This is a genomic window from Pseudidiomarina tainanensis (genome assembly GCF_004214835.1).
GTDB classification, from domain to species: domain Bacteria; phylum Pseudomonadota; class Gammaproteobacteria; order Enterobacterales; family Alteromonadaceae; genus Pseudidiomarina; species Pseudidiomarina tainanensis.
On the sequence record NZ_PIQJ01000001.1, the window covers coordinates 968,886 to 981,860 of the forward strand.

The 12,975-nt window shown below is 47.4% G+C and carries 11 protein-coding genes and 8 tRNA genes; 13 read left to right on the forward strand and 6 right to left on the reverse strand.

All coding sequences use genetic code 11. The features are described from left to right. Positions 1–189: 189 nt before the first annotated feature. Positions 190–717 carry a phosphatase PAP2 family protein gene (locus tag CWI82_RS04745; protein ID WP_092856887.1) on the forward strand — a complete coding sequence of 176 codons (528 nt, stop codon included), beginning with the start codon at positions 190–192 and terminating at the stop codon, positions 715–717. 27 nt (positions 718–744) lie between these two features. Further along, a complete protein-coding gene (locus CWI82_RS04750; protein ID WP_130202821.1) occupies positions 745–1,803 on the forward strand; it encodes a glycosyltransferase family protein in 1,059 nt (352 codons plus the stop codon). Position 1,804: 1 nt separating this feature from the next. On the opposite strand, the gene CWI82_RS04755 is transcribed toward CWI82_RS04750, so the two are convergent. The 3 genes from CWI82_RS04755 to CWI82_RS04765 form a co-directional block, all read right to left on the reverse strand. Continuing rightward, a tRNA-Asn gene (locus CWI82_RS04755) sits at positions 1,805–1,881 on the reverse strand. 37 nt (positions 1,882–1,918) lie between these two features. Beyond that, positions 1,919–1,995: transfer RNA gene (locus tag CWI82_RS04760), tRNA-Asn, on the reverse strand. A 631-nt stretch (positions 1,996–2,626) separates the two neighbouring features. Further along, positions 2,627–3,814 (reverse strand): pyridoxal phosphate-dependent aminotransferase, encoded by a 1,188-nt coding sequence (locus tag CWI82_RS04765; protein ID WP_130202822.1) that lies wholly within the window; start codon positions 3,812–3,814, stop codon positions 2,627–2,629. A gap of 154 nt (positions 3,815–3,968) precedes the next feature. Here CWI82_RS04765 and CWI82_RS04770 point away from each other — a divergent pair, with 154 nt between their 5' ends. The 4 genes from CWI82_RS04770 (at position 3,969) to CWI82_RS04785 (ending at position 8,276) form a co-directional block, all read left to right on the forward strand. Continuing rightward, on the forward strand, positions 3,969–5,363 hold the full coding sequence (locus tag CWI82_RS04770; RefSeq protein ID WP_130202823.1) for an MATE family efflux transporter: 1,395 nt from the start codon (positions 3,969–3,971) through the stop codon (positions 5,361–5,363). Next, entirely contained in the window at positions 5,360–7,375 is a 2,016-nt protein-coding gene (gene uvrB / locus CWI82_RS04775) for an excinuclease ABC subunit UvrB (protein ID WP_130202824.1), read from the forward strand. The genes CWI82_RS04770 and uvrB overlap by 4 nt, the downstream gene beginning before the upstream one ends. A 192-nt stretch (positions 7,376–7,567) precedes the next feature. Beyond that, positions 7,568–7,777 carry a DUF2061 domain-containing protein gene (locus tag CWI82_RS04780; protein ID WP_130202825.1) on the forward strand — a complete coding sequence of 70 codons (210 nt, stop codon included), beginning with the start codon at positions 7,568–7,570 and terminating at the stop codon, positions 7,775–7,777. Positions 7,778–7,808: 31 nt separating this feature from the next. Next, positions 7,809–8,276 carry a DUF2919 family protein gene (locus tag CWI82_RS04785; protein WP_130202826.1) on the forward strand — a complete coding sequence of 156 codons (468 nt, stop codon included), beginning with the start codon at positions 7,809–7,811 and terminating at the stop codon, positions 8,274–8,276. Between the two features lie 109 nt (positions 8,277–8,385). On the opposite strand, the gene CWI82_RS04790 is transcribed toward CWI82_RS04785, so the two are convergent. Together CWI82_RS04790 and CWI82_RS04795 are read right to left on the reverse strand one after the other, a co-directional pair. Next, positions 8,386–8,461: transfer RNA gene (locus tag CWI82_RS04790), tRNA-Val, on the reverse strand. Positions 8,462–8,488: 27 nt separating this feature from the next. Continuing rightward, positions 8,489–8,564: transfer RNA gene (locus tag CWI82_RS04795), tRNA-Val, on the reverse strand. Positions 8,565–8,801: 237 nt separating this feature from the next. On the opposite strand from CWI82_RS04795, the gene gltX reads away from it, so the two are divergent. The 7 genes from gltX (at position 8,802) to CWI82_RS04830 (ending at position 12,221) form a co-directional block, all read left to right on the forward strand. Beyond that, positions 8,802–10,211 carry a glutamate--tRNA ligase gene (gene gltX, locus CWI82_RS04800; protein ID WP_130202827.1) on the forward strand — a complete coding sequence of 470 codons (1,410 nt, stop codon included), beginning with the start codon at positions 8,802–8,804 and terminating at the stop codon, positions 10,209–10,211. A gap of 59 nt (positions 10,212–10,270) precedes the next feature. Then, complete coding sequence (gene can / locus CWI82_RS04805) at positions 10,271–10,903, forward strand: carbonate dehydratase (RefSeq protein ID WP_092855409.1); 633 nt, start codon at positions 10,271–10,273, stop codon at positions 10,901–10,903. A 19-nt stretch (positions 10,904–10,922) separates the two neighbouring features. Continuing rightward, positions 10,923–11,534, forward strand: a complete 612-nt coding sequence (locus CWI82_RS04810; RefSeq protein ID WP_130202828.1) for a class I SAM-dependent methyltransferase — start codon at positions 10,923–10,925, stop codon at positions 11,532–11,534. 141 nt (positions 11,535–11,675) lie between these two features. After that, positions 11,676–11,751 (forward strand) — tRNA-Ala (locus CWI82_RS04815). A 49-nt stretch (positions 11,752–11,800) separates the two neighbouring features. After that, positions 11,801–11,876: transfer RNA gene (locus CWI82_RS04820), tRNA-Glu, on the forward strand. 107 nt (positions 11,877–11,983) lie between these two features. After that, positions 11,984–12,059, forward strand: a tRNA-Glu gene (locus tag CWI82_RS04825). A gap of 86 nt (positions 12,060–12,145) precedes the next feature. Beyond that, positions 12,146–12,221 (forward strand) — tRNA-Glu (locus tag CWI82_RS04830). A gap of 128 nt (positions 12,222–12,349) precedes the next feature. On the opposite strand, the gene CWI82_RS04835 is transcribed toward CWI82_RS04830, so the two are convergent. After that, positions 12,350–12,973 (reverse strand): arylesterase, encoded by a 624-nt coding sequence (locus CWI82_RS04835; RefSeq protein WP_130202829.1) that lies wholly within the window; start codon positions 12,971–12,973, stop codon positions 12,350–12,352. Between the last annotated feature and the right edge of the window lie 2 nt (positions 12,974–12,975).

Here is a 12,975-nt window from a genome sequence, read left to right on the forward strand (position 1 = left end):
CGTCCCATTACATTGAATAGTGCCTATTATCGAATTTTTAGCGCTGTGAAACAACCGATGAACTGTAGTGTTATTCAAGTTTGTCACTGAATATTCATAAAACTGTCATGGTGCTGTTACGCCAACTGTCTAAATTTTCATCAAGCCAGCAACGGCAAGCCACGTGAGGCACTGATGATGACCGCATTTATGGCCAGATGGATTGATAAGTTTTGCCAATATGATCAACGCAGTTTTCGTTGGTTGAATCGCCGCCTACAGCGATGGTGTCGTCATCAACTTGTGCGCTGGGTATCGCGCTCAGGTGATGGTTACGTGTACGCCATTATTGCACTCGTGATGAGCTTGTATTTAGGCGCCGCGAGCGTGGTTCCAATCACTGCATTAGTAATTGGTTTTGCCATAGAGGTGCCGCTATTTTGTTTACTCAAACGCGTATTAAAACGCCAACGCCCCTATCATAAAAATCCTCACTTCACGTCAGTGATACTGGCGCATGATCAATTTAGTTTCCCGTCAGGACATACCACCGCCGCATTCTTATTTGCCGGCATTATGAGCTCCTTCTTTCCCACCTGGGCATGGTTGCTATACAGCTGGGCAGCAGCCATTGGCGCGTCGCGGGTGCTCTTAGGTGTGCATTATCCCGGTGATATTGCCGCAGGAGCTGCGCTTGGTTATGTGATTAGTGGGTATGCCGTCAGTTTGGCACTTTAACACCTTAATAATGTTCAAGGAGGCAGTATGCGAATTTTGATAGGTGTGCAGGGAACGGGAAATGGCCATTTGAGTCGCTGTTCTGCACTTGCAGAAGCATTGGCACACTTTCCAGATATAGATGTGCAATTTTTAATTTCTGGCCGTGATAAAAGTCAATTGTTTGATATGGAAGCCTTTGGTGACTGGCAATGGCGTCAGGGGCTGTCGTTTGTTGTTGAGCAGGGCAAGGTGAATGTGTTTGAAACGGTGCGCCGCAATCAGTGGCAACAGTTTTGGCATGATGTTCGTGAACTCGACGTGAGCGCCTATGATTTGATAGTCAGCGATTATGAACCGATTACTGCATGGGCAGGGCGCTTGCAACGCAAACAAGTGATTGGTTTAGGGCGGCAGTATGCTTTCTATAAGCCCACGCCGAGTTTGCCCATTGCGGTTGCGCATCGACAAATGCTCCGCTGGTTTGCGCCAGCTGATATTGCGGTCGGGATGCATTGGTTTGATGATGCCTCGCATGTATTGCCACCCATTATCCACCAACGTGGTCGCAGTGCATCGGTTCGCCCGCGCCATTATGTGGTGTATTTGCCATTTGAGCCATTAGCAGCGGTACATAAGCTATTGCTGCCATTTGAAAATGTGACATTTGATGTGTTTCATCCGCAGGCCGAGCAGCGTGAGGTCGGTCACATTCGTTATTTCGCACCGTCACGGGTTGGTTTCGCGGAAGCGGTTGCGTGTGCTGAAGGCATTATTAGTAATGCTGGGTTTGAAACGTCGAGTGAAGCGTTGGCCGCGGGTAAGAAACTATTAGTGAAGCCGTTAACGGGACAATTCGAACAAACAGCTAACGCACAGTGTTTGGAGCGTTCTCGTTTAGCGCAAGTGATGTGGTCACTCGATATCGAAGCCGTAGCGGCGTTTTTGTATTTAGATAAGGGTAATGCGTGCCGATGGCCAAATGTCGCGCAAGCGGTAGCAGAATGGCTGCATAATGGGGCTGTAGAACCGGTACATCAGCTAAGTGCGCGCTTGTGGCAGCGAACGGAGTTTGAAGATTATATGGAGTGCTTAAAGAGTTATTAAGTGGCTCCCCAGGTTGGATTCGAACCAACGACACATGGATTAACAGTCCACCGCTCTAACCAACTGAGCTACTGGGGAATACTTAAGGGGTATTCGGGGGTGTTGTGAGATGTCTTGGCTCCCCAGGTTGGATTCGAACCAACGACACATGGATTAACAGTCCACCGCTCTAACCAACTGAGCTACTGGGGAACACATCTGACAACGGGTGCGAATGTTAAAGGCGGTTGCGGCCTCTGTCAATACTAAAAAATGCTGTTTGCTTGTTTTGTGCGCAAACCGTTTAAAAAAATTAAAGTCAAGTGATCGGTTGACTTGTCTATATATCAAATAATATACATGGTTGGCTGTACTGGTTATCCACATGAAAGCAGATCGCACGTGTTTCAAAGGCTAGACAATCTTATCCACTAAATCTGTGGATAACCTTGTGGGAAAGTATGTGAGTTGCTTTAAACGGTGGGCATTTGGGCGTGATTTAGCGATTGCTTAAAAATTGACTAAGAAAATAAAACTGCTTATTAAACAATTGGTTATAAACGCACTTTACAGTTCCTTGAAAGTTTTTATTTGCGACATGTCATCCGTCGCATTTTGACGCAGTGATTGTGTATTTCTTACCTTATTTGTTCACAAAAGCAACACCAATTGTGTGTCTATAAACCAGTGTATTTGCGAAGATTAATTATTTGTGACGAATAAATTTTAAACAGCTGTTTTAATGTGTTTGTCATCTGCTGGTCATAAAAGCTAGTCATAAAAAAAGCCGCAAACAAGTTGCAGCTTTCTAATGATGATGTTCTTGCGACAGCAAGAAACGAAATTATGCTTTCTCGGCAAACGCCTTGATACGTTTTACAGCTTCTTTGAGTGTATCGAGGCTGCACGCAAACGAGAAGCGACAGTGACCTGGTGCACCAAATGCAGTACCCGGTACTAAGGCAACCTTGGCTTCGTTTAACATCATTTCACACAGTTCAACGTCCGACTCAGCGCCTTTTAGGCGAATCAGCTCATCAATGTTCGCAAACGTGTAGAAAGTACCGTCGCCGGCAATACACTTCATGCCAGGCACTTCGTTGAGTGCGTCCACTAAGTAATCGTGGCGTTGTTTAAAGGCTTTGACCATGTCCGTAATACAGCTTTGGTCGCCTTCGAGTGCAGCAAGCGCTGCCCACTGACTGATACTCGCTGGGTTCGAAGTGCTTTGTGATTGAATTTTCTTCATGGCAGCAATCAAAGGTTTCGGACCTGCAGCATAACCAATACGCCAGCCAGTCATTGCGTAGGCTTTTGATACGCCGGACAGAATGACGATGCGATCTTTCAAAGCTGGTGCCACCATGGCGATGTTATGGAAGCTTTCGTCGCTCCATAAAATATGTTCGTACATATCGTCGGTAGCAATCAGAACCTGTGGATGCTGACGCAATACTTCTGCCAAGCTTTCTAATTCAGCTTTGGTGTACGCCGTTCCCGTTGGGTTCGATGGGCTATTTAGGAACAACAAGCGTGTTTTCGGTGTAATCGCTGCGGCGAGTTGCTCAGCGCTGATTTTGTAGCGTTGCTCAATACCGGCTTCAATGAACTTCGGTACCGCACCAACCAAAATCGACATATCTGGGTACGACACCCAATATGGCGCAGGAATCAGTACTTCGTCACCTGGGTTTAACCAAGCGCTCAGCAAGTTGAAGATACTGTGTTTGCCGCCCGCGGAAATTAATATTTCGCTGGTTTCATACGTTAAGCCGTTATCGCGTTTAAATTTATCAACAACGGCTTGCTTAAGTTGCGGAATACCATCCACCGCGGTGTATTTGGTATGGCCTGCATCAATTGCAGCCTTGGCAGCGGTTTTCACAAACTCTGGGGTATCAAAATCGGGTTCACCCACACCCAAACCAATCACATCATGGCCTGCTGCTTTAAGTTCAGCCGCTTTTTGCGACACAGCGAGCGTTGGCGATGGTTGAATAGCGTTAACACGGTCAGATAATTGGTATTTCACAGTGCGATCCTAAACATAGAAGGGGTGAAAAGGTTGTCGCTACTATATCGTTTTCGCTGAATTTTGTCTATTGAGGGGCTGCTTATAACATAGCGAAAAAGCGCAAAATTCGTTACACTACGGCTTCTTTTTTCAACACCGGTATAAGAAGCACATGAGCCAAGCTGTAGCGGCAAAATCTTTACTCCATGATCCTATTCAGCCCACCCTCTGGCGCATGACGTGGCCAGTGATCATTGGGGTGTTGACGCTCATCAGCTTTAACGTGGTGGATACCTTTTTTGTCGGTATGCTCGGTACCGACCCGTTAGCGGCGGTCAGTTTTACCTTTCCAGTCACGTTTACCGTAGTCAGCCTTGCGATTGGTTTAGGAATTGGTACCTCTGCCGTGATTGCGCGCAAACGTGGCTCTGGCCGCGAAGAGCATGCCAAGTTTGACGGCACCACGGCGTTATCGGTATCCGCTTTATTGGTCGTGGTCTTGTCGCTGATCGGCTATGTGGCAATGGATCCCATTTTCACCGCATTACGCGCGCAAGAACGCCTGATTCCCTATATTCATGATTATATGACCATCTGGTTTTTAGGCGCGGTGCTCTTAGTGACGCCAATGGTCGGTAACGCGGTATTGCGTGCTGCTGGCGACACGCGTACACCGTCGTTGATTATGGCCTCGGGTGGTTTATTGAATGCGATTTTTGATCCGATTCTAATTTTCGGCGTTGGGCCAATTCCAGCCATGGGCGTACAGGGTGCGGCGCTGGCGAGTTTAATCTCGTGGATTATCGGTTCAGCATTGGTACTTTGGTATTTGAACTACAAGCAATTGTTATCGTTTAAAGCGCCGGCTGATGCCAGTTGGTTACGCTCATCGCGGCAGATCCTCAATATCGGTATTCCAGCTGCTGGCGCCAATATGCTGACGCCGTTAGCCATGGCGGTCATCACGGCGATTATTGCGGCCTACGGCGCACCGGCAGTTGCTGCTTTTGGTGTGGGTACACGCCTTGAGTCACTGGCAAGCGTCATTATTTTGGCGCTGTCGATGTCATTGCCGCCGTTGATTAGCCAGAACTTTGGTGCACACTCCTTTGACCGAGTGGGCGCGGCTTATCGCGTTGCCGTGCGTAGCGTTTTGGTCGTGCAACTATTTATCTATGGTTTGTTAGTCGCAACAGCACCATGGATTGCTGCAGCATTTACCGATGACCCTGAAGTAGCGCGACTGATTCGCTTATTTATTTATATTATGCCGCTTGGTTACGGCGTACAGGGCGTGATTATTTTAACCAACTCCAGTTTAAATGCGTTACACCGGCCGATGAACGCATTGGTGCTGAGCATCGTACGTTTATTTGTGATGTTTGTGCCGCTGAGTTGGATTGGCGCGTTAATTTACGATATTCCCGGATTGTTTATTGGTGGTGTGGTGGCCAATGTAATCACCGGCGTGATTGCGTGGTTCTGGTTCCATCGCGGCTTGCGTATTGAAACCGCCCGCGAGCGTCACAACCATGCGGAAGGTGCGGTAGAAGGAGTAAGCCGATGAGTCGAGAGTTTGAACTCAAATCTGACTATCAACCAGCGGGTGATCAACCGACGGCGATTGAGAAACTCGTTGATAATCTCGATGCCGGTTTAGCGCACCAAACGTTACTTGGGGTTACGGGCTCAGGTAAGACGTTTACCATGGCCAACGTGATTCAAAAAATTCAACGCCCGACGTTGATTCTTGCGCACAATAAAACCTTGGCGGCGCAATTGTACGGCGAGATGAAAGAATTCTTTCCGAACAACGCGGTTGAGTATTTCGTTTCGTACTACGATTACTATCAGCCGGAAGCCTATGTGCCGACGACCGATACGTTTATTGAGAAAGATGCCTCAATTAACGACCACATTGAACAGATGCGGTTGTCAGCGACGAAGGCGCTGATGGAGCGCCGCGACGTTGTGTTGGTGGCGTCGGTGTCGTGTATTTATGGTTTGGGTGATCCTGAATCGTACATGAAAATGATGCTGCATTTGCGCCGTGGCGATTTGATTGACCAGCGCGATATTCTTCGTCGTTTGGCACAGCTACAGTACAAGCGCAACGATGCGGCATTTGAGCGGGGCACTTATCGGGTGCGTGGCGAAGTGATTGATATTTTCCCCGCTGAATCTGAACAGCTTGCGATTCGTGTCGAGCTATTCGATGACGAAATTGATCGGATTAGCTTTTTTGAACCGTTAACAGGGCAGGTGACTGAGGCTGATGTCGCGCGCGCAACGGTTTATCCGAAAACGCACTACGTGACGCCTCGCGAAACTATTTTAAATGCCATTGAGCGCATTAAAGAAGAGCTGAAAGAGCGGAAGCAGCAGCTGTTAGATGCGAATAAGCTGGTGGAAGAACAGCGCTTAAGTCAACGTACCCAATTTGATATTGAAATGATGCTGGAGCTTGGTTATTGCTCGGGTATCGAAAACTATTCACGCTATTTGTCTGGGCGCGCACCGGGCGAGCCGCCGCCAACGCTACTCGACTATTTACCAGATGATGCGTTGCTGATTATTGATGAGTCTCACGTGACGGTGTCGCAAATTGGCGCCATGTATAAAGGTGACCGTTCACGCAAAGAAAACCTCGTAAATTATGGCTTCCGTTTGCCATCTGCGTTGGATAACCGACCGCTGAAATTTGAAGAGTTTGAGGCCATTGCGCCGCAAACTATTTATGTGTCGGCAACACCGGGTAAGTATGAAATCGAAAAATCTGCCGGCGAAATTGTTGAGCAGGTTGTGCGTCCAACCGGCCTTATCGACCCAGAAATCGAAATCCGTCCAGTTGCCACGCAAGTTGACGATTTAATGTCGGAGGTTCGCTTACGCGTTGAGCGTAACGAGCGTGTGTTAGCGACGACGTTAACCAAGAAGATGGCCGAAGATTTATCGGATTATTTGGATGAACATGGTATTCGCGTGCGTTATTTGCACTCGGATATCGATACCGTCGAGCGCATGGAAATTATTCGCGATTTGCGCCTTGGTGAATTCGACGTTTTGGTTGGCATTAACTTGTTGCGCGAAGGCTTGGATATGCCAGAAGTTTCTTTGGTCGCCATTCTTGACGCTGACAAAGAGGGCTTCTTGCGCTCCGATCGGTCACTGATCCAGACCATCGGGCGCGCTGCTCGTAACCTTAATGGTCGCGCCATTCTGTATGCGGACCGCATTACTGGTTCGATGCAACGCGCGATTGACGAAACCGACCGCCGCCGCGCCAAGCAGGTTGCTTACAACGAAGAACATGGCATCACCCCGAAAGGTTTGAACAAGCGCGTAACTGACGTGATGGATCTCGGTGGTGGTATTCGTGCACCGCGTCGCGAGAAACAGCGCGTTGCCGAACCAGAAGCAGCTTACGATCCAGCGATGTTTGATCCAAAAGCGCTTGTTCAGAAGATTGAGCAAACCGAGAAGGCGATGTATCAGGCGGCAAAAGATCTGGAATTTGAGAAGGCTGCGGCATTGCGTGATGATGTAGCCAAACTCCGCGAACAACTTAAAAGACTTTAAGAACAAGTACGATATTAGCTGTTAGATATTTGATATTAGCAACGAAGTATCGGGTATCTGTGTTTTCTCTAATAACTAATATCCAATAGCTGATATCGATTTTGCATTTCACGTCCATCGGTATTTTCGGTTAGATAAATATATGGTAATTGATATTATCTATCCATGAGAAAATTCATGGGGGATACCGATATGGCGAAAACAGTTTCTTTTGGCGTTATGCACATTAGCGTGGCGTTCACCCTCGTGTGGTTGATGACCGGTGATATTGTGTTAGGTGGTGCTGTGGCTTTGATTGAGCCCGTGGTGAACACCGTAGCTTATTACTTTCACGAGAAATTTTGGGCGGCGCGGCAAAAGCGACAGCAGAGTCGACAAATGGATACGGTGCACGTAGCATAGCGACACTTTTGGTTAGTGTTAGAGATGATACGTGCATTTACAACCTGGCGATGAGCGCTATGTGACACCCGACGGCAAATTAAAAACGCCGTCGAGCCTGCTTTTTATTCTGTTGTTTTTTCTGCGTGGTTACGCTGCGTGGATTATTTCTCTTACCTTTATGGAAGACCGTTCGCGTCTGCTTAAATTCTTTTACACCAGCACCGACCAATTTAGCCTCGCGTTACTTGTGGGCTTACCCGCATTATTTGTCTTTATTCTTTTGACGCAACTAAAAGCGGAAACACCAGAGTGGGTTGCACGCTCATTTGCGGTGGTCCCGATTTTACTGTGGTGTAGCTGGCTGATTGATGGCGTGTTATTGCTGAGCTTGATCAGTAACTTGTGGCCAACGTTCTCTTTGGTGAAAGCGTTGCTGTTATTCGGCTGGCTAGCGGCCGGTTGGATGCTGCTGTTCTCACGCCACTTAAAAAGATTTATTGCGTTAATCGTTAGTTAAGTGCAACGACGATATTAGATATTAGATATTGGATATTAGGAAAAGCGCAAGACATCAGATCTAATATCTAATATCAAATTGCTAATATCGCTTTTGGTTTTCAAAGAAGTGGTGGATGGTACTGGGCTCGAACCAGTGACCCCCGCCTTGTAAGGGCGGTGCTCTCCCAGCTGAGCTAACCATCCATCAGGGAGACAGAGAAAATGAAGAAGTGGTGGATGGTACTGGGTTCGAACCAGTGACCCCCGCCTTGTAAGGGCGGTGCTCTCCCAGCTGAGCTAACCATCCTTTTCTCTGCGTTGCGGGGCGTATTATAGGGAGCTTGACGATACTGTCAACAGGAAATCTCACTTGATTTGTTCGACTGCTGGTTTTTTCCCCGCTTTGCTGTAAAAATCAACATCCTGCTTCGTAAAAAGACAAGAATCTATGCTTTCGCCTAATGCGCCTGCCGTTGCTTCTTGGTAGAATGCATCCACAACGAAACTGCAAAATAACCCGAATAATGCGGAGAAAGCAAGAATTATGACAGTGGTCACCCGATTTGCCCCAAGTCCGACTGGTTACCTTCACGTGGGTGGTGCGCGCACCGCTCTTTATTCCTGGTTAGTTGCCAAAGCAGCTGGCGGGAAGTTTGTCCTGCGTATTGAAGATACTGACCGTGAACGTTCAACTCAGCCAGCCATTGATGCCATTTTAGAAGGTATGGAATGGTTAGGATTAACGTGGGATGAGGGTCCGTACTATCAAACCAAGCGTTTTGACCGCTATGAACACTACATTGATAAGCTGTTGCAAGAAGACAAAGCGTATAAGTGTTATTGCTCAACTGAGCGCCTTGAGAAAATGCGTGAAGAGCAAATGGAAGCGGGCCAAAAGCCGCGTTATGACGGTCATTGTCGCGATAACCCGAATGTTTCTGGTGATAAATATGTGGTGCGTTTTCGCAACCCGCAGCAAGGTAGTGTGAAATTCAATGACCATATTCGTGGGCCAATTGAATTTGCGAATACCGAGTTAGATGATTTGATTATTGCGCGTAGCGATGGCACCCCAACGTACAATTTCTGTGTCGTCATTGACGATTGGGAAATGAATATTACCCACGTGGTTCGCGGTGAAGACCACATTAACAATACGCCACGTCAGATTAATATCTTGCAGGCGCTGGGTGCGCCGGTGCCTGAATATGCGCACGTGTCGATGATTTTAGGCGACGATGGTAAGAAGTTGTCAAAACGCCATGGCGCTGTCAGCGTCATGCAATATCGTGATGACGGCTACCTGCCAGAAGCGGTACTGAACTACTTGGTTCGTTTAGGCTGGTCACACGGCGATCAAGAAATTTTCAGCGTTGATGAAATGATCAAGCTGTTTAGTCTAGACGATGTGAATAAAGCGGCGTCGGCATTTAATACCGAAAAACTCAATTGGTTGAACCAGCATTATATGAAATCGTTGCCGGTTGAGCGCGTGGTACCATTTTTACAATGGCACTTTAGTGACCAAGCGATTGATGTCAGCAAAGGTCCAGCGCTTGAGAAGCTGATTCCATTAATGGCTGACCGTGTGAAGACACTGAAAGAAATGGCAGAGGAAAGCCGTTATTTCTATGAAGAATATGAAGCGTTTGATGAAGCTGCGGCCAAGAAACACTTGCGCCCAGTGGCACGCGAAGCACTTGAAGCGGTGCAAGATCGTTTGGCTAGCCTTGAGACATGGGATGCAGCGAGCATTCAGGCGGCCATTCAACAAACCGCTGACGACTTAGAAGTGGGCATGGGCAAGGTTGGTATGCCGCTGCGTGTTGCGGTAACGGGTTCAGGCAACTCACCATCTCTTGACGTGACTTTAGAATTATTGTCGCAAGAACAAGTGGTAGGACGTATTGCGCGCGCGATTTCGTTTATCATAGAACGTGAACAAGCGCAGTAACTCGTGAAAGGGCGCCCTAAGTTGGCGCCTTTTTTCTACGTCTGATTGAGATATAAAACATGCTAGAAACCGATAAGTTGTTGGCCAACAATCAAGCTTGGGCGAAACGAATGCTCGAGCAAGATCCAACGTTTTTTAATAATCTCGTGGCGCAACAAAGTCCTGAATATTTATGGATTGGTTGTTCAGATAGTCGGGTGCCTGCAAATCAAGTGGTGGGGATGGCGCCGGGTGAGTTATTTGTACACCGTAATGTGGCGAATCAGGTTATTCAAACTGACTTTAACTGCCTATCCGTTGTGCAATACGCGGTAGAAACGTTGCATGTGAAGCATATTTTAGTGGTCGGTCATTATGGTTGTGGTGGCGTTCGTGCAGCAACCGAAAGTTGCAGTCATGGCTTGGTTGACCATTGGTTATTTCCAATTAAAGATATTTACCGCATTCATCACGATGAGTTAGAGAGTATTTCTAACGATAAACAACGACTCGATAGGTTGTGCGAATTAAACGTGATTGAGCAAGTTCGGAACTTAGCGAAAACGACGATTATTCAGCAGGCATGGGATCGTGGCCAAGAACTAGCAATTCATGGTTGGGTCTACAGTATTGAAGATGGTCTTGTGCGAGACATGGAAGTAACGGTACGTGATCGCGCATCGTTGGAGCGAATTTATCACTTTGATGAGTAATCTTTAGGTAATTCAATTTATGCAAGAAGAACATTGGGAAGAGGTCTATCAAACGAAAGCTGTTGATCGGGTCAGTTGGTTTCAGTCAAAGGCGGAAACCTCACTGCGCTTGATTACCGACACCGGCATGAGCCACGATGCGCCGCTCATTGATATTGGTAGCGGTGCTTCGCGACTCATCGATAATTTAATTACCAGTGGCTTCACCAAGATTACGGCGTTGGATATTTCCACCAGCGCACTCAATGCGTCTAAAAAACGTCTGAAAGCCAAAGCAGAGCAGGTTACCTGGCTGGTTGGTGATGTGCTTGAGAGTGCGTTTGCTGCAGGCCAGTTTGCGATTTGGCATGACCGTGCCGTGTTTCATTTCCTAATCACTTCAGAGCAACAACAGCGCTATGTTGAGCAAGCTGCGCACGCGGTTGAGCAGGGTGGTTATGTCGTGATTGCAACCTTTGCCGAAGATGGCCCAGAGAAATGTAGCGGCTTGCCAGTACAACGGTATTCGGCGCAACAATTGGCCGAAGTTTTCGCGCCGCAATTCAGTTTGGTACATACTGAACGGGAAATTCATAAAACGCCGCACGGGGCGGAACAAAAGTTTAATTACTGCGTACTTAGGCGAAATTGATCGCGAATTGTTCGAACTGGCGTAAAATTCGTCAAACAATCGAAATTACCAAAAAAAAGGTTGACGGTAGTGCGCCAATTACCCTAGAATTCGCCCCGCTGTCAGGGTACTGATGCAGCACACGAATTTCAGTGTTGGTGTGGGGCTATAGCTCAGCTGGGAGAGCGCTTGCATGGCATGCAAGAGGTCAGCGGTTCGATCCCGCTTAGCTCCACCAAAGCTGCGCGTTACAGTAGTGAAAACTTGATAGTGATTTGTTCTGGTGCGTCCCCTTCGTCTAGAGGCCTAGGACACCGCCCTTTCACGGCGGTAACAGGGGTTCGAATCCCCTAGGGGACGCCACTTCTTGAAGAGCAAGAGCGATATTAGATATTAGATATTAGATATTAGATATTAGATATTAGATATTAGCGAAAGCCTGAAGAACAGAGCAAATAAAGCAGTCCGGGGTCCCCTTCGTCTAGAGGCCTAGGACACCGCCCTTTCACGGCGGTAACAGGGGTTCGAATCCCCTAGGGGACGCCAATTCTTGAAAAGCAAAAGCGATATTAGCAATTAGATATTCGATATTAGCGAGTGATTTCAAGTACCAATAAGATTTGCCAGTCCTTGTCCCCTTCGTCTAGAGGCCTAGGACACCGCCCTTTCACGGCGGTAACAGGGGTTCGAATCCCCTAGGGGACGCCACTTCTTGAATACCAAAAGTGATATTAGCACTTAGATATTAGATATTAGATCTGATGTCTTAAGCTTTTTCTAATATCCAATATCCAATATCCAATATCCAATATCCAATATCCAATATCCAATATCTGTTATCGTTTTTGCACTAGTTCCAGTAGATAGGGTTCCATGATGTCGGCGATAAGCGGCTGCGCCTCACGATTCGGATGAATCCCATCGTTCTGCATTAACGCCTCGTTTTCGATAATTTGTTCCATGAAAAATGGAATTAACGGCACGTCGTGTTTATCCGCTACCGTTGGAAAAATGTCCGCAAACATATCGCTGTAGCGCTGCCCGTAGTTCGGCGGAATTCTCACCTGACTTAACGCAACTTTTGCGTCTTGCTGTTGCAATTGCATGATAATCTGTACCAAATTGTCGGAGATGCTGGCTGGATTAAATCCACGGAGACCGTCATTGCCGCCAAGTTCAACGAATACGGCATCAGGTTGATGACGTTCGATGACGCCAGCTAAACGATTTAATGCGCCTTGGGTGGTGTCGCCGCTAATACTGGCATTAATGAGCGTAATGTCAGGATATTTTTCGGCCCAGCGCTGCTGCAAAACTCCCACCCAAGACTCGCTTTGCGCCATACCATAACCGGCACTTAGGCTATCTCCTAAAACGACAAGTGAGACATTTGCCGAAACTGGACGTATAACAACGAACAATGCGACGATTACTAACAATTTAGCTAGGAAGTTTTTCATAA

Coding starts and splice junctions, on each gene's coding strand:
- CWI82_RS04780 (WP_130202825.1), top strand. CDS start 7,568: ATGGCGAAAACAGTTTCTTTTGGCGTTATGCACATTAGCGTGGCGTTC.
- CWI82_RS04810 (WP_130202828.1), top strand. CDS start 10,923: ATGCAAGAAGAACATTGGGAAGAGGTCTATCAAACGAAAGCTGTTGAT.
- can (WP_092855409.1), top strand. CDS start 10,271: ATGCTAGAAACCGATAAGTTGTTGGCCAACAATCAAGCTTGGGCGAAA.
- CWI82_RS04750 (WP_130202821.1), top strand. CDS start 745: ATGCGAATTTTGATAGGTGTGCAGGGAACGGGAAATGGCCATTTGAGT.
- CWI82_RS04745 (WP_092856887.1), top strand. CDS start 190: ATGGCCAGATGGATTGATAAGTTTTGCCAATATGATCAACGCAGTTTT.
- uvrB (WP_130202824.1), top strand. CDS start 5,360: ATGAGTCGAGAGTTTGAACTCAAATCTGACTATCAACCAGCGGGTGAT.
- CWI82_RS04770 (WP_130202823.1), top strand. CDS start 3,969: ATGAGCCAAGCTGTAGCGGCAAAATCTTTACTCCATGATCCTATTCAG.
- gltX (WP_130202827.1), top strand. CDS start 8,802: ATGACAGTGGTCACCCGATTTGCCCCAAGTCCGACTGGTTACCTTCAC.
- CWI82_RS04835 (WP_130202829.1), bottom strand. CDS start 12,973: ATGAAAAACTTCCTAGCTAAATTGTTAGTAATCGTCGCATTGTTCGTT.